The following is a 21,989-nucleotide window of genomic DNA, read 5'->3' on the forward strand; positions in this document are numbered from 1 at the left end:
TCTCATTGCCGAACATAGATCCAAATTGTGGGAGCTGGCTTGCCTGCGATAGCGGTGTGTCAGCCACTGAAAATACTGACTGATTCGCCACTATCGCAGGCAAGCCAGCTCCCACATTAGTTTTGTGTATGCGTCAGGTCTCGCATGCGTTGCAGTACGGCATTCAAGCCATTGCTGCGCGACGGCGATAACTGGCGCGACAAGCCCAGTTGATTGAACCAGTCAGGCAGGTCAACCGCTTGCAGTTCATCAGCCGACAGCCCATTGACCCGCGCCAGCAGCAACGCCACCAACCCACGAATCATCCGCGCCTCGCTGCTCGCCGTAAACTGCCAATGGCCGTCCTGCAAGCGCCCCACCAGCCACACCAGGCTTTCGCAACCTTGCACCAGGTTGGCGTCGACCTTTTCATCATCGGCCAGGGCGGGCAAGCGTTCACCCCATTGCATCAGCACCCGGGCGCGCTGCTCCCAACTGCCAATGGCCTGGAAGGCTTGCAGTGCGGCGTGTGCCTCCAGCGGCAAGTTCATCGCAGCATGTCCAGCGCCTGGTCCAACGCTTCAAAAAAGCGCTCCAGGTCATCGGAATCGTTGTAGAGCGCCAGTGAAACGCGGATGGCGCCTGACAGATTCATCGCCTTCAACAGCGGCATTGCGCAGTGGTGACCGGCACGCACAGCAATGCCTTGCTCGGTCAGCAGGTGGGCGAGGTCGGCGTTGTGCACGCCCGCCACCACAAAACTCACCAGCGCCACCTGCGGCGATCCCAGCACGCGTACGCCATTGCGGGCCTTAAGCCCACGCAGCAGGTAGTCATGCAGGGCGGCTTCGTGGGCGATCACCGCCGAGGGATCCAGTGAACTCAGGTAATCCAGGCTCGCGCCCAGGCCGATCACACTGGCAATCGGAGGAGTGCCGGCCTCGAAACCCAGCGGCGCGGGGCGAAAGCTGGCGCTGTGGTAGTCGGCCTGTTGCACCATCTCGCCGCCGAACTGCCAGTGGCGCAGGTGGTGCAGGGCCTCATTACGGCCATACAGCACACCCACGCCGTCCGGGCCGTAGAGTTTGTGGCTGGAAAATACGTAGAAGTCGCAGCCCAGGGCCTGCACGTCGTGACGGCCATGGACGATGCCTTGGGCGCCGTCCACCACCGTGAGGGCGCCGTGTGCCTGGGCCATCGTCAGCAAGGCTGGCAGCGGCTGCCAGGCACCGAGCACGTTGGATAACTGGCTCACCGCCAGCAAGCGTGTGCGTGGGCCAACCAAGCTGGCCGCGGCGTCCAGGTCGATGACGCCGTCATCGTCCAGAGGCAAGACCACCAGTGTGAGTGCGCGGCGTTTGGCCAATTGCTGCCAGGGCAACAGGTTGGCGTGGTGTTCCAGGGCGCTGATGGCAATCTCATCGCCCGCATTGAATAAGTGCTCCAGGCCATAGGCCAGGAGGTTCAGCGCAGAGGTTGCGCCGTGGGTAAACACGACCTGCCCGCTGTCACCTGCGTTCAACCACTGCGCGACCTTGCTGCGGCTGTCTTCGAACGCCTGGGTCGCATGGGCTCCGGGCAAATGCTGAGCACGGTGCACATTGGCTGCGCCATTGGCGTAGTAATGACTGATGGCATCCAGCAGGGCTTGGGGTTTTTGCGTGGTCGCGGCGCTGTCCAGATAGGTCTGGTCTTGCCGTTGCAGGGTGGCGATGGCCGGGAAATCGGCGCGCCAGGGGGAGGGCACAAGCATGGTGATCAAGACTCGTATAAGCGAGCCGCCCCCGAAGGTGCGGCCGCTAGTGGCATCGAGTGGCTGCTTAGTTGTGAGCGTGCAGCGCTTCGTTCAGTTCGATGGCCGATTTGTGGGTTTTGCACTCCACGGCACCGGTCTCGGAGTTACGACGGAACAGCAGGTCTGGCTGGCCAGCCAACTCACGCGCCTTGACCACCTTGACCAGTTGGTTCTGCTCATCCAGCAGGGCAACCTTGGTGCCGGCGGTGATGTACAGGCCCGACTCCACGGTGTTGCGGTCGCCCAATGGGATACCGGTACCGGCGTTGGCGCCGATCAGGCAGCCTTCGCCCACCTTGATCACGATATTGCCGCCGCCCGACAGGGTGCCCATGGTGGAGCAACCGCCGCCCAGGTCCGAGCCCTTGCCGACGAATACGCCCGCCGATACGCGGCCTTCGATCATGCCCGGGCCTTCGGTGCCCGCGTTGAAGTTGACGAAGCCTTCGTGCATCACGGTGGTGCCTTCGCCTACGTACGCGCCCAGGCGGATACGTGCAGCGTCAGCGATACGCACGCCAGCCGGTACGACGTAGTCGGTCATTTTCGGGAACTTGTCCACCGAGAACACTTCCAGCAGGTCGCCACGCAGGCGCGCTTCCAGTTGGCGCTCGGCCAGTTCATTGATGTCGATAGCGCCCTGGCTGGTCCAGGCCACGTTCGGCAACTGCGGGAACACCCCGGCCAGGCTCAGGCCGTGGGGCTTGACCAGGCGATGGGACAGCAGGTGCAGCTTGAGGTAGGCCTCAGGCGTGGAGGTCAGCGCTGCGTCTTCGGCCAGCAAGGTCGCGACCAGCGGCGTGTGGCTTTCGGCCAGGCGGCTGAGCAGGGCGGCCTGGGTAGCATCGACGCCTTTGAGCGCGTCGGCCAGTTGCAGGGCCTGGCTCACGGTGAAGGTGATCGCCTGGTTGCCTTCGGTGTAACCGAGGATCGGTGCGATGGCGGCAACGATTTCAGCCGACGGGTTGAGCAAGGGCTGTGCGTAAAACACTTCCAGCCAAGCACCTTGGCGGTTCTGAGTGCCGACGCCGAAGCCCAGGCTGAACAGGGAATTGGACATGCTGTTACCTCTACAAAAATGGAAGGCTGGCCTACTTGAGGGCCGCCGAATAACTATCTGGCTTGAAGCCAATCAGGGTTCTGTCACCGAGATCGAGCACCGGGCGCTTGATCATCGAGGGTTGTGCGAGCATCAATTCAATGGCTTTCGACTGATCGAGATCGGCTTTGCGTTCGTCTTCGAGTTTGCGAAAGGTGGTGCCCGCACGGTTCAAAACCACCTGCCAACCGTGCTCGTTGCACCATTGGGTCAAGTGTTCGCGGTCGATACCGGCTGTTTTGTAGTCATGGAACTCATAGCTCACCCCGTGCTCATCGAGCCAGGTGCGCGCCTTTTTCATGGTGTCGCAGGCTTTGATGCCGAAAAGGTGCAAGGTTTTGCTTGAAGCACTCAAGGAATTGCCCCCCTTTGGACGTATGAAAATGAAAGATCGCCGATTATGCCACGACCAGCGGGTTTCGGCGCCGCTCGTCAACAGCGTGCGACTTTTGCGCAAAGTGCCAGTGCGCAGCATAGGCGAGTAACATAGCCAGGTAACATAGCCGGGTAATATGGCACTTCAACGGCCAGTTGTTGCCTGATGTGTCGTTGCAAGTCGATTGTCCGGGAAACCCGCGTTATGCAAACCGCCTACACCGTTCTTATCCTGCTGATGCTGGTCAGCCTTTCGCGCCTGGTCGGGCGCATCATCCCACTGCCGTTGCCCCTGGTGCAGATCGCCGCCGGCGCCTTGCTGGCCTGGCCCACGTTGGGGCTGCATGTGGCGCTGGACCCGGAGCTGTTCCTGTTTCTGTTCCTGCCACCGCTGCTGTTTTCCGATGGTTGGCGCATGCCCAAGCGCGAGTTGTGGCGCCTGCGTGGTCCGATCCTGACGTTGGCGGTGGGGCTGGTGCTGTTCACCGTGGTGGGCGCAGGTTACTTTATTCATTGGTTGCTGCCCTCGATCCCCTTGCCGGTGGCCTTTGCCCTGGCAGCGGTTTTATCCCCGACGGACGCCGTGGCAGTGTCGGCCATTTCCCAGAACCGTTTGCCCAAGCCGCTGATGCACATGCTCCAGGGCGAAGCCTTGATGAATGACGCGTCGGGCCTGGTGACCTTCAAATTTGCCCTGGCCGCGGCGTTAACCGGGGTCTTTTCCCTGGCGGATGCCAGCCTGACGTTTGTACTGGTGGCAGTGGGTGGGTTGGCGATCGGCGTGGCGCTGAGCTGGCTGGTCGGCCGCCTGCGCGCCTGGATGATCGCGCGCGGTTGGGATGACCCGGCGACCCATGTGGTGTTCATGTTGCTGCTGCCCTTTGCTGCGTACGTACTGGCTGAACGCCTGGGCGCGTCCGGCATTCTCTCGGCGGTGGCGGCGGGCATGATGCAAAGCTGGCTCGACCTGCTGCCGCGCCAGACCAGCACGCGTTTGCTCAACCGCAGCGTCTGGTCGCTGCTGGAGTTTGCCTTCAATGGCCTGATTTTCCTGCTGCTCGGCCTGCAACTGCCGGACATCATCAAGGCTGTGGTCAGTCATGAAACCACGCTGTGGCCCACCTTGATGTATCGCTGCCTGGATGTGGTGGCGATCTTCCTGGTGCTGGTGGTATTGCGCTTTATCTGGGTGCAGAGCATCTGGCGGCTGTCGGGGTTGCTGCGCAGGCTGCGTGGCAAAAGCGCGCTGACCCTGGTGCCGACGGCCCGCTCCTGCTGGTTACTGACCGTCGGCGGTGTTCGCGGAGCGGTGACCCTGGCGGGCGTCATGTCGGTGCCCTTGTTGCTGGCGCCGGGCCAGGATTTCCCTGAGCGTGACCTGCTGATCTTTATCGCTGCCGGGGTGATCCTGCTGTCGCTGGTCGCTGCCTGCATCGCGCTGCCGTTACTGCTGCGTGGTGTCGAAAAAGGCCCGGATGAGAAGCGCCACAACGAAGTGCGCGAGGCCTGGAAGAAGACCGCCGTGGCGGCGATCCATGCGCTGGAGGCCCAGGAACCCGCCGAAGCCGAAACCCCGGATGCCGCTCAAGCTGCGCTGGCCACCGAGCTCAAGGCGCGGCTGATGGCGGAGTATCGTCATCAGTTGGATGTGTTTAATGATTCGGCTGAAGCCCAGGCGCTGGCGCTGCAGATGGACCAATTGGAGCGCAAGCTGCGGCTCAAGGCCCTACGCGCGCAACGGTTGGAGTTGTACAGCTTGAGCCGTCATCACCAGATTGGTGATGACGTGTTGAGGGAGGTGTTGGCGGAGTTGGATATGAGCGAGGCGAATTTGGGTCACATGAAGTGACCGGTAGGCCCTTAACGGCGACGCTGGATAAAGTCGCGAATCCGCTCAGCCGCTTCCACGCATTCGGCTAACGGCGCAACCAATGCCAGGCGCACACGCCCCGCGCCAGGGTTCAAGCCGTCCACTTCGCGCGACAGGTAAGAGCCCGGCACCACCGTCACATGTTCTTCCACGAACAAATCGCGGCAGAAAGTGGCGTCGTCACCCTCTACATTCGGCCACAGGTAAAAGCCGCCGTCCGGGCTTTGCACGTCCAGCACCGGCTTGAGGATCGCCAGCACCGCGTCGAACTTCTCGCGGTACAGGTCACGGTTGGCCAGTACGTGGGCTTCGTCCTGCCAGGCCGCAATGCTTGCAAGCTGGGTTTGCACGGGCATCGCGCAGCCGTGGTAGGTGCGGTACAGCAAAAAGGCCTTGAGGATCTCGGCGTCGCCGGCCACGAAGCCTGAGCGCAGGCCTGGCAGGTTGGAGCGCTTGGACAGGCTGTGGAACACCACGCAACGCTTGAAGTCCTGGCGCCCCAGCTCGACGCAGGCGCTGAGCAGGCCCGGCGGTGGGGTTTGCTCGTCGAAGTACAATTCGCTGTAGCACTCGTCGGCGGCGATGACGAAGTCATATTCGTCGGCCAGGGCGATGAGTTTTTTCAGGGTGTCGACCGGGATCAGCGCGCCGGTCGGGTTGCCTGGGGAGCACAGGAACAGGATCTGGCAACGTTTCCAGATGTCGGGGGAGACGGCGTCGAAGTCCGGGTTGAAGCCATTGCTGTCCAGGCACGGCAGGTAATGCGGCTTGGCCCCGGCCAGGAACGCGGCGCCTTCGTAGATCTGGTAGAACGGGTTGGGGCTCACCACCAGCGCGTCGTCGCCACGGTTGACCACGGTCTGGGTGAAGGCAAACAGCGCCTCGCGCGTACCGTTGACCGGCAGGATGTTTCGTGCCGGGTCCAGCCAGCCCTTGGGCACGTTGAAGCGACGTTCGCACCAGGCGCCGATGGCTTCGCGCAGGGCCGGAATACCCAAGGTGGTGGGGTACACCGCCATTTGATCGAGGTTATTGCTCAAGGCCTCGGCAACGAAGGCCGGTGAGGTGTGCTTGGGCTCGCCGATGGATAGCGCAATCGGGCGCTTGTCCGGGTTCGGCGTCACGCTGCCGAGCAGAGCGCGCAGTTTCTCGAAGGGGTAGGGCTGCAACTGGTTAAGGGCGTTGTTCATATAAGCCTCTGTCACGGTGAGCGCGGATCCTGTGGGAGCTGGCTTGCCTGCGATGGCCTCACTGCGGTCGACCTGACGCACCGAGGTGTCTGCATCGCAGGCAAGCCAGCTCCCACATGACTCCTGTTCACAAAGTTAAGAATTCAAATGGTCAGGCGTGTCAGCTCGACGCCGGGTTCCTGGCTCACGCTCAATTGCTCCACGATCGCCGCTTGCAAACGCAGGCACAGCTGCGGGTCGGACAGCGGCTGGTTATCGGCATCGGTGATAAAGAACACGTCTTCCACACGCTCGCCCAGGGTCGCAATCTTGGCGTTCTGCAACGACAGGTCGAACTCCAGGAAAATCCCGCCGATGCGTGCCAGCAGGCCCGGGCGATCCGGTGCGCTGAGCTCCAGCACCGTCACCGGTCGCTGTGCGTCGTTGGAGATGGTCACCTGGGGCGCAAAGGCAAAGTGCTTGAGCTGGCGCGGCACCCGGCGCTGGATGATGGTGGGGTAGTCGTCGGGGTTGCGCAGGGCTTCGGTAAGACCTTCGCGGATCTTTTTCACCCGCGCCGGGTTATCGCCAATTGAGTCGCCGTCGGTGTCGAGCACGATGTAGGTGTCGAGGGTGAACTGGCTGCTGGAGGTGATGACCCGGGCGTCGTGGATGTTCAGGTTGAGCTGGTCCATGGCCGCCACGGTCACGGCAAAGAAGTCGTGCTGGTCGGGGGCGTAGATGAAGATCTGCGTGCCGCCTTCGAATTCGCGCTGGGTGGTTTCCTTGATCAGGACCAACGGGCCGCCATCGGCGGGTTGCTGCAGGATCGCGTCGCTGTGCCAGGCCACGTCGCCGGCGGTGTGGCGCAGGAAGTAATCGTCACCCAGTTGCGACCAGAGTTGCTCGACGTCGTCCGGGTCGTTACCGCCGCGCACCAGGATATCCAGGGCTGCGCTTTGGGTGCGGCGGATCTGCTCTTCGCGGTCCACCGGGTTCTCCAGGCCACGGCGCAGGGCGCGCTTGGTCTCGGTGTATAGCTGGCGCAACAGGCTGGCGCGCCAGGAGTTCCACAGCGTCGGGTTGGTGGCGTTGATGTCGGAGACGGTCAGCACATACAGGTAATCCAGGCGGGTCTCATCGCCGACGATGCCGGCAAAGTCGTGAATCACCTGCGGGTCGGACAAGTCCTTGCGCTGGGCCGTGGTCGACATCACCAGGTGGTTCTGCACCAGCCAGACAATCAGGCGGCTGTCCCACACCGGCAACTGGTGGCGCTGGCAGAAGGCTTCGGCATCGACCGCGCCGATCTCCGAGTGGTCGCCATGCCTGCCCTTGCCGATGTCGTGGTACAAGCCGGCCAGGTAAATCAACTCGGGCTTGGGCAGCTTGGCCATCAGCTTACTGGCCAGCGGGAATTTCTCTGACACCTGGGTGTACTGCAACTTACGCAGATGCTTGATCAGGTTCAGGGTGTGGGCATCGACGGTATAGATATGGAACAGGTCGTGTTGCATCTGCCCGACGATAAAGCCGAACTCCGGCAGGTAGCGCCCGAGAATGCCGTAGCGGTTCATGCGCCGCAGGTTGCGATGGATGCCGATGCGGCACTTGAACAGCTCGATAAACAGGCTGGTGTTACGGATATCGTTGCGAAAGTCGTCGTCGATGAGGTGACGGTTTTCCCGCAGCAAGCGGATGGTGTCGGCGCGCACGCCTTTGATCTCCGGCTGCTGGGCCATCAACACAAAGATTTCCAGCATGGCGAACGGTGTGCGGCGGAACACGTTGTCGTTACGCGCTTCGATATAGCCGTCATGCAGTTGGAAACGCGCGTTGATCGGCTGCGGCGGCGCTTCATCTTCGGGAGCCAGGATCACTTCTTCGAAGTGCTGGATGATCAAGTCGCTGAGCTGAGCAATGCTCATGACCACCCGGTAGTACTGCTGCATGAAGCTCTCGATGCTGGTCTTCGCATCTTCGCCTTCAAAGCCCAGAAGGGTAGCGATAGAGCGCTGGTGGTCGAAGAGCAGGCGGTCTTCGGAACGACCAGCCAGCATGTGCAGGGCGTAGCGCACCTTCCACAGGAATTCCTGGGACGAGGCCAGCAGAGTGTTTTCGCTCTCCACCAGAAAGCCTTCGCCAGCCAGGGCGCGCAGGTTCAGCGTGCCGTATTGGCGACGCGCCACCCACAAAATTGTCTGGATGTCCCGTAGCCCACCGGGTGAGCCTTTGACGTTGGGTTCCAGGTTGTATTCGGTGTCGTTGTACTTGTGGTGCCGGGCTTTTTGTTCGGCGCGCTTGGCCAGGAAAAAGTCTTTGCTTGGCCACATGTGTGCGGTGCTGGTGACTTCGAGCATGCGCTGGCGCAGGCGCTCGGGGCCACAGATGGTGCGGCTTTCCATCAGGTTGGTGACCACCGTCAGGTCCGCACGGGCCTCTTCCGCGCATTCGTCCACCGAGCGTACGCTCTGGCCGACTTCCAGGCCGATGTCCCACAGCAACGTCAGAAAGCGCTCGATGGAATCGCGAAAGGTCTCGTGATCGGCTTTGTCCAGCAGGATCAGCAGGTCAATGTCGGAGTAGGGGTGCAGTTCGCCGCGACCGTAGCCGCCGACCGCCACCAGGGCGATATCGGCGTCGAAACTCCAATTGAACTGCTCCCAGGCCTTTTGCAGGATGTTATCGACGAACCAGGCGCGGTCTTCGATCAGGCGGCGAATATCCCGGCCACTGCGAAAGCGCGCATCGAGCACCTCGCGGGCTTGGCGGATGGCCTTCTTGAAGGCGGCGATGGGGCTTGCCTTCAATGCCAGTTCGGCCTGGAACTGGCCACGGTCGAAGAGTTCGGGATCCACCTGGGGCATCGATCGGCTTTCCTTTCTATCTATCAGTCAGTCACAACACGCTGTGGGAAAACCTGGGCAGCCTTCAGGCCGAAACGCGTGGAATGGTGTCGTCGGCGCGCAGGGTGAAGATCTCATAACCGGTGTCGGTGACCAGCAAGGTGTGTTCCCACTGGGCCGAGAGCTTGCGGTCCTTGGTGATGGCGGTCCAGCCGTCGCCCAACACCTTGGTGTCGGCCTTGCCCTGGTTGATCATCGGTTCGATGGTGAAGGTCATGCCGGCCTTGAGTTCCATGCCGGTGCCCGCACGGCCGTAGTGCAGAATCTGCGGCTCTTCGTGGAACACTTTGCCGATACCATGGCCGCAGAATTCGCGCACCACCGAGAAGCCGTTCTTTTCCGCGTGCTTCTGGATCACTTCGCCAATGTCACCCAGGCGGCAGCCGGGTTTGACGATCTCGATGGCCTTGTACATGCATTCCTGGGTGACCTGGGACAGGCGCTCGGCCCACACCGGCACGTTACCGACGTGGAACATGCGGCTGGTATCGCCGTGGTAACCATCCTTGATCACCGTGACGTCGATGTTCAGGGTGTCACCGTCTTTCAGTGGTTTGTCGCCCGGAATGCCGTGGCAGACCACGTGGTTGATCGAGGTGCAGATCGACTTGGGGAAACCTTTGTAATTCAGCGGGGCAGGGATGGCTTTTTGCACGTCGACTATATAGTCGTGGCAGATACGGTCCAGCGCTTCGGTGGTGACGCCGGGCTTGACGTGTTCGGCGATCATTTCCAGCACGTCGGCAGCCAGTTTGCCGGCAACGCGCATGCCTGCGATGTCTTCGGCGGTTTTCAAGGTAACGGTCATACAGGCTCTCTCTAGCGCGACGCGCTGAAATCAATACGGTTCACGGGGGCGCGACAAAGGGTTACAACATTCGCGCAAGTCCCAAAAAACGCGATTCTAACAGACGATGCTGGCAAATCATGCGCGTCTGGTGATCGCTTCTCTCTATGAGGTAGAGGCATGTTGGCTGTATTCAAGGGCTTACGCAAAGGCGGCGACCGGCAAATGTGATTGCGGGTTTCGTTTTTGCCGATGCTGTGGTATAAAATGCGCCGCTTTCCGGGGATACCCCGCAAAGCTTAAATCCACACACGTGTCGACACGATGACCTGGGTGCCGGAGGCCTTGATGCCGCTGGTTGGTCATTGGGATACGTGGAGGCCAAACCCGACTTATTAAGGAACTATCATGTCCCAAGTCAACATGCGCGATATGCTGAAGGCCGGTGTGCACTTCGGTCACCAGACCCGTTACTGGAACCCGAAAATGGGTAAGTACATTTTCGGCGCGCGTAACAAGATTCACATTATCAACCTTGAAAAAACCCTGCCAATGTTCAACGAAGCGCTGACTTTCGTAGAGCGTCTGGCCCAGGGCAAAAACAAGATCCTGTTCGTCGGCACCAAGCGTTCCGCTGGCAAGATCGTTGCTGAAGAAGCAGCACGTTGCGGTTCGCCGTACGTCGATCACCGCTGGTTGGGCGGCATGCTGACCAACTTCAAAACCATCCGTGCTTCCATCAAGCGTCTGCGTGACCTTGAAGTACAAGCCGAAGACGGTACTTTCGCCAAGCTGACCAAGAAAGAAGCGCTGATGCGCTCCCGTGACCTGGAAAAGCTCGATCGTTCCCTGGGTGGTATCAAGGACATGGGCGGTCTGCCTGACGCACTGTTCGTGATCGACGTTGATCACGAGCGCATCGCGATCACCGAAGCCAACAAGCTGGGCATCCCGGTTATCGGCGTAGTCGATACCAACAGCAGCCCGGAAGGCGTTGACTACATCATCCCAGGCAACGATGACGCAATCCGCGCTATCCAGCTGTACATGGGTTCGATGGCTGACGCTGTAATCCGTGGCCGCAACCACGTTGCTGGCGGTACCGAGCAGTTCGTTGAAGAAGCTCCGGTAGCTGCCGCTGAGTAACTGACGCCCTGGCGTTGACTCAGTAAGCAAAAAGGGGGCTTGGCCCCCTTTTTGCCACCTCGAAAACCATTTGTCGGCAGCGCAGCTACATTATTTGTAACGTGCAGCGGCCTACAACGGAGATTCGGGAAGAATTGATCGCCCGTTTGATCGGGTGGAATGGTTGAAAACCTATCCAAGAGGATTTTGAAATGGCAGAGATTACTGCAGCGTTGGTTAAAGAACTGCGTGAGCGTACTGGCGAAGGCATGATGGATTGCAAAAAGGCCTTGACCAAGGCCGGCGGCGACATCGAAAAAGCCATTGATGACATGCGTGCTTCCGGCGCCATCAAGGCTGCCAAGAAAGCAGGCAACGTGGCTGCTGAAGGCGCTATCGCTCTGAAAGAAGACGGCAAGTCCGCCGTTCTGCTGGAAGTGAACTCCCAGACCGACTTCCTGGCTCTGCAGGACGACTTCAAGGCATTCGTGGCTGCCAGCGTTGAAAAAGCGTTCGCCGAGAAAATGACTGACGCCGCTCCGCTGATCGAAGCTCAAGAAGCTGATCGCCTGGTACTGGTCGGCAAGGTTGGCGAAAACGTCAACATCCGTCGCCTGGTTCGCGTTGAGGGTGATGTGGTTGGTGGTTACCTGCACGGTAACAAGATCGGTGTTGCAGTTGTTCTGAAAGGCGGCGACGTTGAGCTGGCTAAAGACATCGCAATGCACGTTGCTGCAAGCAACCCTGAGTTCCTGCTGCCTTCGGAAGTGTCTGCCGACGCAATCGAACGTGAAAAAGCTGTGTTCCTGAGCCTCAACGCCGACAAGATCGCCGGCAAGCCAGAGAACATCGTTGAAAACATGATCAAAGGCCGTATCAGCAAGTTCCTGGCTGAAGCAAGCCTGGTTGAGCAGGCGTTCGTCAAGAACCCTGAAATCAAGGTTGGCGAACTGGCCAAGAAGGCCGGTGCTGAAATCGTTTCCTTCACTTACTTCAAAGTAGGCGAAGGCATCGAGAAGCCGGTCGACAACTTCGCTGAAGAAGTTGCTGCCCAGCTGGCTGCCGCCAAGCAATAAGACAGTTCCAAACTGTCGCCGAAAGAGGCTGCCCGCTCACGCGCGCAGCCTCTTTTCAAATGGGAAGGCCAATTTTATTTGGTTTCCTCTCGGAACTGGCTTACAAAGCCGTGTTCCGATGGCGCTGTGACAGCGTCCAGCTAGAGTGAACGCAAGCCGTAAACGGCTCGCCAAGAATTTTTAAAAAATACGCCGCAGGAGAGATTCGCAATGGCTCAGCAGGGCAGTGGTTATCAGGCTCGCTATAAACGCATTCTACTCAAGCTCAGCGGCGAGGCCCTGATGGGCTCGGAAGAGTTCGGGATCGACCCCAAGGTGCTTGACCGCATGGCGCTGGAAGTCGGCCAATTGGTCGGTATCGGTGTGCAGGTCGGCCTGGTGATTGGTGGTGGCAACCTGTTCCGCGGTGCGGCACTCAGTGCTGCCGGTATGGACCGGGTTACCGGCGACCACATGGGCATGCTGGCCACTGTGATGAACGCCTTGGCCATGCGCGACGCCTTGGAGCGCGCCAATATCTCGGCCATTGTGATGTCGGCTATTTCCATGGTTGGCGTGACCGATCATTATGATCGCCGCAAAGCCATGCGCCACCTGAACTCCAAGGAAGTGGTGATCTTTGCCGCTGGCACAGGTAACCCGTTCTTCACCACCGACTCGGCCGCATGCCTGCGTGCTATCGAAATCGATGCCGACGTGGTGTTGAAAGCGACCAAGGTGGATGGCGTTTACACTGCAGACCCATTCAAAGACCCGCATGCCGAGAAGTTCGATCATCTGACCTACGATGAAGTACTGGATCGCAAGCTGGGTGTCATGGACCTGACCGCTATCTGCCTGTGCCGCGACCACAAGATGCCGCTGCGCGTATTTAACATGAACAAGCCCGGCGCCCTGCTGAATATCGTACACGGCGGCGCAGAAGGGACTCTGATCGAGGAAGGCCAACAATGATCAACGAAATCAAGAAAGACGCCCAGGCGCGTATGCAGAAATCCCTGGAATCCTTGAGCCACGCCTTTGGCCAGATCCGTACTGGCAAGGCGCACCCAAGCATCCTGGGCAGCGTGATGGTGCCTTACTACGGTTCCGACACCCCGCTGAGCGGTGTAGCCAACGTGACCGTGAAGGATTCGCGCACCCTGCAAGTTGTGGCCTTCGAGCGCAACATGCTCGCGGCTGTCGACAAGGCTATCCAGAGTGCCGGCCTGAACCTCAACCCGACCAACCTGGGCGAGTTGCTGCTGATCTCCATGCCAGCCCTGACCGAAGAAACCCGAAAGGGCTTCACCAAGCAGGCGCGCAGTGCTGCTGAAGATGCGCGCGTTGCCGTGCGTAACATCCGCCGCGATGCGCTGGGCGACCTGAAGAAACTGGTCAAGGATAAGGAAATCAGCGAAGACGAAGAGCGCCGTGCCGTCGCTGATATCGACAAGCTGACCAAGGACGCCGAAGCCCAGATTACCAAGGCGACCGAAGAAAAAGAAAAGGACCTGATGGCCGTATAAGGGGTCAGGACGCCTTCATGGAAAAGACCAAGCAGACTGTGCCCTCCGTGGTGCCGCGCCATGTCGCGATCATCATGGATGGGAATAATCGCTGGGCGAAAAAACGCTTTATGCCGGGTGTTGCCGGGCATAAAGCGGGTGTTGACGCGGTAAGGGCGGTGATTGAAGTGTGCGCCGAGGCCAAGGTCGAAGTGCTGACCTTGTTCGCGTTCTCCAGTGAGAACTGGCAGCGGCCCGCCGATGAGGTCAGCGCCTTGATGGACCTGTTCTTCAAGGCCTTGCGTCGTGAGGCCAAGCGCCTCAATGACAACAACATCAGTCTGCGCATCATTGGTGATCGTTCGCGGTTCCATCCGGAGCTGCAAACGGCCATGCGCGAAGCCGAGGCCATCACTGCCGGCAGTAACCGTTTTGTACTGCAGATCGCAGCCAACTACGGTGGCCAGTGGGATATCGCCCAGGCTGCACAGCGGCTGGCCCGCGAAGTGCAGGCCGGCCATCTGCGCCCGGACGACATCACGCCCGAACTGTTGCAAACCTGCCTGGTGACCGGCGACCTACCGTTGCCGGACTTGTGCATTCGTACCGGTGGCGAGCATCGCATCAGCAATTTCCTGCTGTGGCAGCTGGCCTACACCGAGCTGTACTTCTCCGACCTGTTCTGGCCGGACTTCAAACACGATGCCATGCGTAATGCACTGGCCGATTTCGCTTCCCGTCAGCGTCGTTTCGGTAAAACGAGCGAGCAGATCGAAGCTGGAGCCCGGGTTTAAATGCTTAAACAACGAATCATCACGGCGCTGATCCTGCTGCCGATTGCCTTGTGCGGTTTTTTCCTGCTCGACGGTTCCGGCTTTGCGCTGTTCATCGGCCTGGTCGTGACCCTTGGGGCGTGGGAATGGGCGCGCCTGGCAGGTTTCGTCAACCAGTTGCCGCGTGTGGCCTACGCCGCCGTGGTCGCGCTGTTGTTGTTCTTCATGTACATCCTGCCGGACATCGCGCCCTGGGTGCTGGGAGCAGCAGTGTTGTGGTGGGCGTTGGCGACGTTCCTGGTACTCACCTATCCACGCACCAGTGGCCAATGGTCCAGCGTGGCCTGCAAGCTGGTGATCGGCCTGGCGATCCTGTTGCCGGCCTGGCAAGGGCTGGTGGAAATCAAGCGTTACCCGCTGGGCAACGAATTGATCCTGGCTGTAATGGTATTGGTATGGGGTGCTGATATTGGTGCCTACTTCTCGGGTAGAGCCTTTGGCAAACGCAAGCTGGCCCCGGCCGTAAGCCCCGGCAAGAGCTGGGAAGGCGTATACGGCGGCCTGGCCTTGACGCTGCTGATCACCTTGGTGGTCGGTGTGGTGCGTGACTGGCCGGTAAAGGAAGTGCTTCTGGCCTTGCTGGGGACGGCTATTGTCGTCTTCATCTCGGTGGTGGGCGACCTTACCGAGAGCATGTTCAAACGCCAGGCGGGCATCAAGGACAGCAGTAACCTGCTGCCAGGCCATGGCGGTGTGCTTGACCGTATCGACAGCCTCACCGCTGCGCTGCCTATTTTTGCCGTGCTGTTGTGGATGATCGCTTCGTGAGCCGCCTGCAGCAGGTTACGGTGCTGGGCGCGACCGGCTCGGTCGGGCTCAGTACCCTTGATGTCATAGCGCGTCACCCCGATCGCTATCAAGTTTTCGCCCTGACCGGCTTCACGCGTTTGCGCGAGTTGCTGGCCTTGTGCGTGCGTCACTCGCCGCGCTTTGCCGTGGTGCCTGAGGCGGCTGCGGCTCGTAATCTGCAGGAGGATCTGCGGGCTGCCGGGCTGGCTACTCAGGTATTGGTCGGCGAGGCAGGGTTGTGCCAGGTCTCGGCCGATGCGGACGTGGATACCGTCGTGGCGGCGATTGTCGGTGCAGCCGGTTTGCGCCCGACCTTGGCGGCAGTCGATGCTGGCAAGAAAATCCTGCTGGCCAACAAAGAAGCCTTGGTCATGTCCGGCGCACTCTTTATGCAGGCGGTGCGTAAGAGCGGCGCGGTGCTGCTGCCTCTGGACAGCGAGCACAACGCCATCTTCCAGTGCATGCCCGGTGATTTTGCCCGCGGCTTGAGCCAGGTCGGCGTGCGCCGGATTTTGCTGACGGCATCGGGTGGCCCATTCCGCCAGACTCCGTCGGCCGAGCTGGACCATGTGTCTCCCGATCAGGCATGCGCTCACCCGAACTGGTCCATGGGGCGCAAAATCTCCGTGGATTCGGCGAGCATGATGAACAAGGGCCTGGAGTTGATCGAGGCATGCTGGCTGTTCGATGCGCGGCCTGACCAGGTTGAGGTGGTCATTCACCCACAAAGTGTGATCCATTCCCTGGTCGATTACGTGGATGGCTCGGTGTTGGCGCAGTTGGGTAACCCGGACATGCGCACACCGATCGCCAACGCCTTGGCGTGGCCTGAGCGGATTGATTCCGGCGTAGCACCGTTGGACCTGTTTGCAATTGCGCGCCTGGACTTCGAAGCTCCAGACGAGCAGCGTTTCCCTTGTTTGCGCCTGGCGCGGCAAGCGGCCGAGGCGGGTAACAGTGCCCCGGCGATGCTTAACGCGGCCAACGAAGTGGCCGTGGCGGCGTTTCTTGAACGGCGCATCCGCTTTCCGCAGATCGCGAGTATCATCGAGGACGTCCTGGCGCGTGAGCCGGTAGTGGCAGTGAATGACCTGGAGGCGGTGTTCGAGGCTGACACCAAGGCCCGAGCCCTGGCTGGGCAATGGTTGGATCGCAATGCGGGTTAGGCCGCGGGCAGGTTTGAGTCTTCAGGCATTGGATTGAAATGCGGAGAAATTAGATGAGTGCGCTCTACATGATTGTCGGCACCCTGGTTGCTCTGGGTGTGTTGGTGACCTTCCACGAATTCGGCCACTTCTGGGTGGCGCGTCGTTGCGGCGTCAAGGTATTGCGCTTTTCCGTCGGTTTCGGCATGCCGTTGTTGCGCTGGCATGATCGCCGCGGCACTGAGTTTGTCATTGCTGCTATCCCGTTGGGCGGCTACGTCAAGATGCTCGATGAGCGCGAAGGCGAAGTGCCTGCAGACCAACTGGACCAATCCTTCAATCGCAAGACCGTTCGTCAGCGTATCGCGATTGTCGCGGCGGGGCCGATTGCCAACTTCCTGTTGGCGATGGTGTTCTTCTGGGTTTTGGCCATGCTGGGCAGCCAGCAGGTGCGCCCGGTCATTGGCGCGGTCGAAGCCGACAGCATCGCGGCCAAGGCGGGCCTGACGGCAGGGCAGGAAATTGTATCGATTGATGGCGAACCCACCGCAGGGTGGGGCGCGGTCAATTTGCAGTTGGTGCGTCGCCTGGGTGAAAGCGGCACCGTCAATGTGGTGGTGCGTGATCAGGACTCCAGCGCCGAAACCCCGCGGGCATTGGCGCTGGACCATTGGCTCAAGGGCGCCGATGAGCCCGATCCGATCAAATCCCTGGGGATCCGCCCTTGGCGTCCGGCCTTGCCGCCGGTGCTGGCCGAACTCGATCCAAAGGGGCCGGCCCAGGCTGCTGGCCTGAAAACCGGTGATCGCCTGTTGGCCCTTGATGGTCAGGCGCTGGGTGACTGGCAGCAGGTGGTCGACCTGGTGCGTGTGCGCCCTGATACCAAAATTGTGCTGAAGGTTGAGCGCGAGGGTGCTCAAATCGACGTCCCCGTGACCTTGTCGGTGCGAGGGGAAGCCAAGGCGGCCGGCGGATACCTGGGTGCCGGGGTCAAAGGTGTCGAATGGCCGCCATCGATGGTGCGAGAGGTCAGTTTCGGGCCTTTGGCCGCGATTGGCGAGGGTGCGAAACGCACCTGGACCATGAGCGTGCTGACCCTCGAATCCCTCAAGAAAATGTTGTTCGGTGAGCTCTCGGTAAAAAACTTGAGTGGACCGATAACCATTGCTAAAGTGGCGGGCGCTTCTGCCCAGTCGGGTGTCGCGGATTTCCTGAATTTCCTGGCTTATCTGAGTATTAGCCTTGGGGTTCTGAATTTGCTGCCCATTCCAGTATTGGATGGGGGGCATCTGCTGTTTTATCTGGTCGAGTGGGTGCGTGGTCGCCCCTTGTCGGATCGGGTGCAGGGTTGGGGGATACAGATTGGTATCAGTTTGGTGGTCGGGGTGATGTTGTTAGCCTTGGTCAACGATCTGGGACGTCTGTAACGCTTCGCTGAATTGCGAATCTGCCGCATTTTGCGGCAGTTTGTTTATTGCCAGTTGGAATAAGAAAGGACTTCATGAAACGTCTGCTGCTAACTGCGGTTCTCACCGTATTGATGATCGCCGAAGTTCACGCCGAGTCCTTCACCATCTCCGATATTCGCGTCAACGGCCTCCAGCGGGTTTCCGCGGGTAGCGTCTTTGGTGCCTTGCCGTTGAACGTCGGGGAACAGGCGGATGATCGTCGCCTGGTGGAATCCACTCGTGCGCTGTTCAAAACCGGGTTCTTTCAAGATATCCAACTGGGTCGCGAAGGTAACGTCCTGGTCATCACGGTCGTCGAGCGACCTTCCGTCGCGAGTATCGCGATCGAAGGTAACAAGGCCATCTCCACTGAAGACCTGATGAAGGGCCTGAAGCAATCGGGCCTGGCCGAGGGCGAGATCTTCCAGCGCGCAACCCTTGAGGGCGTGCGTAACGAGTTGCAACGCCAGTACGTTGCCCAGGGCCGCTACTCCGCGACCGTGGAAACCGAAGTGATCCCCCAGCCTCGTAACCGTGTGGGCCTGAAGGTCAACATCAACGAAGGCACCGTGGCCGCCATCCAGCACATCAACGTCGTGGGCAACACCAAGTTCCCTGATGAAGACCTGGTCGACCTGTTCGAACTCAAGACCACCAACTGGTTGTCGTTCTTCAAGAACGATGACAAGTACGCCCGTGAAAAACTCTCCGGTGACCTGGAACGCCTGCGCTCCTACTACCTGGACCGTGGCTACATCAACATGGACATCGCTTCGACCCAGGTGTCCATCACCCCGGACAAGAAGCATGTCTACATTACCGTCAACGTCAACGAAGGTGAGAAGTACAAGGTTCGTGACGTCAAGCTCAGCGGTGACCTGAAAGTGCCTGAAGACCAGGTCAAGTCCCTGTTGCTGGTGCAGAAGGACCAGGTGTTCTCGCGCAAGCTGATGACCACTACCTCCGAGCTGATCACCCGCCGCCTGGGTAACGAAGGCTATACCTTCGCCAACGTCAACGGCGTGCCGACCCCGAATGATGAAGACCACACCGTGGACATCACCTTCGTCGTCGATCCGGGCAAGCGTGCCTACGTCAACCGCATCAACTTCCGAGGCAACACCAAGTCTGCGGACGAAGTGCTGCGTCGTGAAATGCGTCAGATGGAAGGTGGCTGGGCTTCGACCTACCTGATCGACCAATCCAAGACCCGTCTTGAGCGCCTGGGCTTCTTCAAGGAAGTCAACGTCGAAACCCCGGCCGTACCGGGTGTGGATGACCAGGTTGACGTGAACTACGCCGTTGAAGAACAAGCCTCGGGTTCGATCACTGCCAGTGTCGGTTTCGCCCAGAGCGCCGGTTTGATCCTGGGTGGTTCCATCACGCAGAACAACTTCCTGGGTACCGGTAACCGTGTGTCCATCGGCCTGACCCGCAGCGAATACCAGAGCCGATACAACTTCGGCTACACCGACCCCTACTGGACTGCAGACGGTGTGAGCCTGGGCTACAACGCCTTCTACCGCACCACCGACTACAAAGACCTCGATGTTGACGTTGCAAGCTATGCGATCGACAGCCTGGGTGCTGGTGTCAACGTGGGTTACCCGATCAGCGAAACCTCGCGCCTGACCTTTGGCCTTACCGCCCAGCAGGATGAGATCAAGACCGGTGTGTACACCGTGGACGAAATTTTCGACTTCACCCGTCGTGAAGGCGACAAGTTCCTGAACTTCAAGGCGTCTGCCGGTTGGTCCGAGTCGACCCTGAACAAAGGCGTACTGGCAACCCGCGGCCACTCCCAGAGCCTGACTGCGGAAGTCACCACGCCGGGCAGCGACCTGTCGTTCTTCAAGCTCGACTACCGTGGCCAGTTGTTCCAGCCGTTGAGCGATAACTACACCATGCGCCTGCACACAGAGCTGGGCTATGGCGACGGCTATGGTTCGACCAATGGCTTGCCGTTCTATGAAAACTACTATGCAGGTGGCTTCAACTCGGTACGTGGCTTCAAGGACAGTACCCTGGGGCCGCGTGGCACGCCGAGCCGTGGCCAGGCCTTTACAGGTAACCAGGGGACGCAAGTGGACTCCGACAACGACCCGCTTCCTTTTGGTGGTAACGTGCTGATCCAGGGTGGTGCCGAAATTCTGTTCCCGCTGCCATTCGTAAAAGATCAGCGTTCCCTGCGTACTTCGGTCTTCTGGGACGTGGGTAACGTGTTCGACTCCAAGTGCGATCAGATCACCAACCCAAGTGGCGTGAAGTCCAACACTCAATGCAACGACGTAAGCCTCAGCAACCTGGCGAGCTCCGTGGGCGTGGGTGTGACCTGGGTGACTGCGCTGGGCCCGTTGAGCTTTGCTCTGGCCATGCCGATCAAGAAACCGGATAACGCTGAAACCCAGATTTTCCAATTCTCCCTCGGCCAGACGTTCTAAGCGTCTGACCTAAGATAACGACAACGGATTCTGTAGGAGTACATCGTGCGTAAGTTGACTCAATTGGTCTTGCTGGCCACTGTGCTGGTCACCACCCCGGCCTTCGCCGAAATGAAAATCGCGGTCCTGAACTATCAGATGGCCCTGCTGGAATCCGATGCGGCCAAGCGATATGCCGTGGATGCCGAGAAGAAATTCGGTCCGCAACTGACCAAACTCAAGACGCTGGAAAGCAGCGCCAAGGGTATCCAGGACCGCCTGGTAGCCGGTGGCGACAAGATGCAGCAAGGCGAGCGCGAGCGTCTGGAGCTTGAATTCAAGCAAAAGGCCCGTGACTACCAGTTCCAATCCAAGGAGCTGAACGAAGCCAAGGCTGTGGCCGACCGCGAAATGCTCAAGCAGCTCAAGCCTAAATTGGACAGCGCTGTGGAAGAAGTCATCAAGAAGGGTGCCTTTGACCTGGTGTTCGAGCGTGGCGCCGTGATCGACGTCAAGCCTCAATACGACATCACCCGCCAGGTGATCGAGCGCATGAACCAGCTGAAGTAAACCATGACAGCGACTATCAAACTCGGCGAGTTGGCCGAGTTCCTGGGGGCCACCTTACGTGGCTCCAAGGAGAAAGAAATCACTGGGCTAGCCACCTTGCAGGAGGCTGGCCCAGCTCAGTTGAGCTTCCTCGCAAATCCTCAATACCGTAAATACCTGGTCGACTGCCAGGCCGCAGCCGTGTTGCTGAAGGCCGCTGACGCCGAAGGGTTTGCCGGGGATGCGCTGGTGGTGGCCGACCCGTACCTATCGTACGCCAAGGCGTCGCACCTGTTCGATCCCAAGCCGAAGGCGGCTGGCGGTATTCACCCGTCTGCCGTGATCGCCGAGGATGCCCAGGTTGACCCTGCCGCCAGCATCGGTGCGTTTGCCGTGATCGAGAGCGGGGCGCGTATTGGTGCTGGTGTCACCGTGGGTGCCCACTGCTTTATCGGTGCACGCTGTGAAATTGGTGCCGATGGTTGGCTAGCCCCCCGCGTGACGCTCTACCACGATGTGCGTATTGGTCAACGTGTGGTCATACAGTCCGGTGCTGTTATCGGCGGCGAAGGCTTTGGCTTTGCCAACTCCAAAGGTGTCTGGCACAAGATTGCCCAGGTCGGTGGCGTACTGATCGGCGACGATGTGGAGATCGGTGTGAACACTGCTGTGGATCGCGGAGCCTTGGCCGATACCGTGATCGGTAACGGTGTGAAGCTCGACAACCAGATCCAGATCGCTCACAACGTACAGATTGGCGATCACACCGCCATGGCCGCCTGCGTGGGTATTTCCGGCAGCACCAAGATCGGCAAGCATTGCATGCTCGCCGGTGGCGTAGGGCTGGTGGGGCATATCGACATTTGCGACAACGTCTTCATCACCGGCATGACCATGGTGACCCACTCGATCACAGAGCCAGGGGCCTATTCATCCGGTACCGCGATGCAACCTGCGGCCGAATGGCGCAAGAGTGCCGCGCGTTTGAGGAAGATCGACGACATGGCACGACGTATCAAACAGCTTGAAAAGCGTGTCGGGGACGTGACCCCTGGCGGTAATGCTTCATCAGAAGGCTGATACCATTTCCATATCAAGTGTGCGCGGCCGCTAGACGGCCTCCTTGATTTGCTAGCG

19 protein-coding genes are annotated in these 21,989 nt (G+C 59.8%); 12 read left to right on the forward strand and 7 right to left on the reverse strand.

The genetic code is table 11. The features are described from left to right. Positions 1 to 116: 116 nt before the first annotated feature. From AB4P90_RS07195 to AB4P90_RS07210, 4 genes are all read right to left on the reverse strand, one after another. Positions 117 to 530: a SufE family protein gene (locus AB4P90_RS07195; protein WP_395605768.1), complete on the reverse strand. Its 414-nt coding sequence runs from the start codon at positions 528 to 530 to the stop codon at positions 117 to 119. After that, the gene (locus AB4P90_RS07200; protein ID WP_019817863.1) at positions 527 to 1,732 is read right to left on the reverse strand and encodes an aminotransferase class V-fold PLP-dependent enzyme; all 1,206 of its coding nucleotides are present in this window, start codon (positions 1,730 to 1,732) and stop codon (positions 527 to 529) included. The genes AB4P90_RS07195 and AB4P90_RS07200 overlap by 4 nt, the downstream gene beginning before the upstream one ends. Before the next feature lie 67 nt (positions 1,733 to 1,799). Then, positions 1,800 to 2,834 carry a 2,3,4,5-tetrahydropyridine-2,6-dicarboxylate N-succinyltransferase gene (gene dapD / locus AB4P90_RS07205; protein ID WP_014717226.1) on the reverse strand — a complete coding sequence of 345 codons (1,035 nt, stop codon included), beginning with the start codon at positions 2,832 to 2,834 and terminating at the stop codon, positions 1,800 to 1,802. A 31-nt stretch (positions 2,835 to 2,865) separates the two neighbouring features. Beyond that, positions 2,866 to 3,174: an arsenate reductase gene (locus tag AB4P90_RS07210; RefSeq protein WP_229999207.1), complete on the reverse strand. Its 309-nt coding sequence runs from the start codon at positions 3,172 to 3,174 to the stop codon at positions 2,866 to 2,868. 279 nt (positions 3,175 to 3,453) lie between these two features. Here AB4P90_RS07210 and AB4P90_RS07215 point away from each other — a divergent pair, with 279 nt between their 5' ends. Beyond that, positions 3,454 to 5,097 carry a Na+/H+ antiporter gene (locus AB4P90_RS07215; RefSeq protein ID WP_014717228.1) on the forward strand — a complete coding sequence of 548 codons (1,644 nt, stop codon included), beginning with the start codon at positions 3,454 to 3,456 and terminating at the stop codon, positions 5,095 to 5,097. A gap of 11 nt (positions 5,098 to 5,108) precedes the next feature. Here AB4P90_RS07215 and dapC read toward each other — a convergent pair whose 3' ends face one another. The 3 genes from dapC to map form a co-directional block, all read right to left on the reverse strand. Then, positions 5,109 to 6,308 (reverse strand): succinyldiaminopimelate transaminase, encoded by a 1,200-nt coding sequence (dapC, locus tag AB4P90_RS07220; protein ID WP_395605769.1) that lies wholly within the window; start codon positions 6,306 to 6,308, stop codon positions 5,109 to 5,111. A gap of 143 nt (positions 6,309 to 6,451) precedes the next feature. Continuing rightward, positions 6,452 to 9,154: a [protein-PII] uridylyltransferase gene (locus AB4P90_RS07225; RefSeq protein WP_014717230.1), complete on the reverse strand. Its 2,703-nt coding sequence runs from the start codon at positions 9,152 to 9,154 to the stop codon at positions 6,452 to 6,454. Between the two features lie 64 nt (positions 9,155 to 9,218). Continuing rightward, positions 9,219 to 10,001 carry a type I methionyl aminopeptidase gene (gene map, locus AB4P90_RS07230; RefSeq protein ID WP_003189156.1) on the reverse strand — a complete coding sequence of 261 codons (783 nt, stop codon included), beginning with the start codon at positions 9,999 to 10,001 and terminating at the stop codon, positions 9,219 to 9,221. Between the two features lie 387 nt (positions 10,002 to 10,388). Between map and rpsB the strand changes: the two genes are divergently transcribed. The 11 genes from rpsB (at position 10,389) to lpxD (ending at position 21,932) form a co-directional block, all read left to right on the forward strand. After that, the gene (gene rpsB, locus AB4P90_RS07235; protein WP_003189158.1) at positions 10,389 to 11,126 is read left to right on the forward strand and encodes a 30S ribosomal protein S2; all 738 of its coding nucleotides are present in this window, start codon (positions 10,389 to 10,391) and stop codon (positions 11,124 to 11,126) included. A gap of 191 nt (positions 11,127 to 11,317) precedes the next feature. Next, positions 11,318 to 12,181, forward strand: coding sequence for a translation elongation factor Ts (gene tsf, locus AB4P90_RS07240; protein ID WP_003189160.1), 864 nt, complete (start codon positions 11,318 to 11,320; stop codon positions 12,179 to 12,181). Positions 12,182 to 12,391: 210 nt separating this feature from the next. Then, the gene (gene pyrH, locus AB4P90_RS07245; protein ID WP_003189161.1) at positions 12,392 to 13,135 is read left to right on the forward strand and encodes a UMP kinase; all 744 of its coding nucleotides are present in this window, start codon (positions 12,392 to 12,394) and stop codon (positions 13,133 to 13,135) included. Next, positions 13,132 to 13,689, forward strand: a complete 558-nt coding sequence (gene frr, locus AB4P90_RS07250; RefSeq protein WP_003189163.1) for a ribosome recycling factor — start codon at positions 13,132 to 13,134, stop codon at positions 13,687 to 13,689. Before pyrH ends, frr begins: the two co-directional genes overlap by 4 nt. Positions 13,690 to 13,706: 17 nt before the next feature. Then, a complete protein-coding gene (gene uppS, locus AB4P90_RS07255; protein ID WP_003189167.1) occupies positions 13,707 to 14,462 on the forward strand; it encodes a polyprenyl diphosphate synthase in 756 nt (251 codons plus the stop codon). After that, a complete protein-coding gene (locus tag AB4P90_RS07260) occupies positions 14,463 to 15,269 on the forward strand; it encodes a phosphatidate cytidylyltransferase (RefSeq protein ID WP_014717231.1) in 807 nt (268 codons plus the stop codon). It begins immediately after the preceding gene. Next, positions 15,266 to 16,456 (forward strand): 1-deoxy-D-xylulose-5-phosphate reductoisomerase, encoded by a 1,191-nt coding sequence (gene ispC / locus AB4P90_RS07265; protein WP_019817859.1) that lies wholly within the window; start codon positions 15,266 to 15,268, stop codon positions 16,454 to 16,456. Before AB4P90_RS07260 ends, ispC begins: the two co-directional genes overlap by 4 nt. Positions 16,457 to 16,509: 53 nt before the next feature. After that, the gene (gene rseP / locus AB4P90_RS07270; protein WP_395605770.1) at positions 16,510 to 17,862 is read left to right on the forward strand and encodes a sigma E protease regulator RseP; all 1,353 of its coding nucleotides are present in this window, start codon (positions 16,510 to 16,512) and stop codon (positions 17,860 to 17,862) included. Positions 17,863 to 17,936: 74 nt separating this feature from the next. Next, the gene (gene bamA, locus AB4P90_RS07275) at positions 17,937 to 20,324 is read left to right on the forward strand and encodes an outer membrane protein assembly factor BamA (protein ID WP_020300966.1); all 2,388 of its coding nucleotides are present in this window, start codon (positions 17,937 to 17,939) and stop codon (positions 20,322 to 20,324) included. A gap of 45 nt (positions 20,325 to 20,369) precedes the next feature. Then, positions 20,370 to 20,873, forward strand: coding sequence for an OmpH family outer membrane protein (locus tag AB4P90_RS07280; RefSeq protein WP_003189173.1), 504 nt, complete (start codon positions 20,370 to 20,372; stop codon positions 20,871 to 20,873). A gap of 3 nt (positions 20,874 to 20,876) precedes the next feature. After that, positions 20,877 to 21,932 carry a UDP-3-O-(3-hydroxymyristoyl)glucosamine N-acyltransferase gene (gene lpxD, locus AB4P90_RS07285; protein WP_236465950.1) on the forward strand — a complete coding sequence of 352 codons (1,056 nt, stop codon included), beginning with the start codon at positions 20,877 to 20,879 and terminating at the stop codon, positions 21,930 to 21,932. Positions 21,933 to 21,989: the final 57 nt, after the last annotated feature.

Origin of the sequence: Pseudomonas sp. B16120 (genome assembly GCF_044218845.1) — a bacterium.
Taxonomy (GTDB): Bacteria; Pseudomonadota; Gammaproteobacteria; order Pseudomonadales; family Pseudomonadaceae; genus Aquipseudomonas; species Aquipseudomonas paracarnis.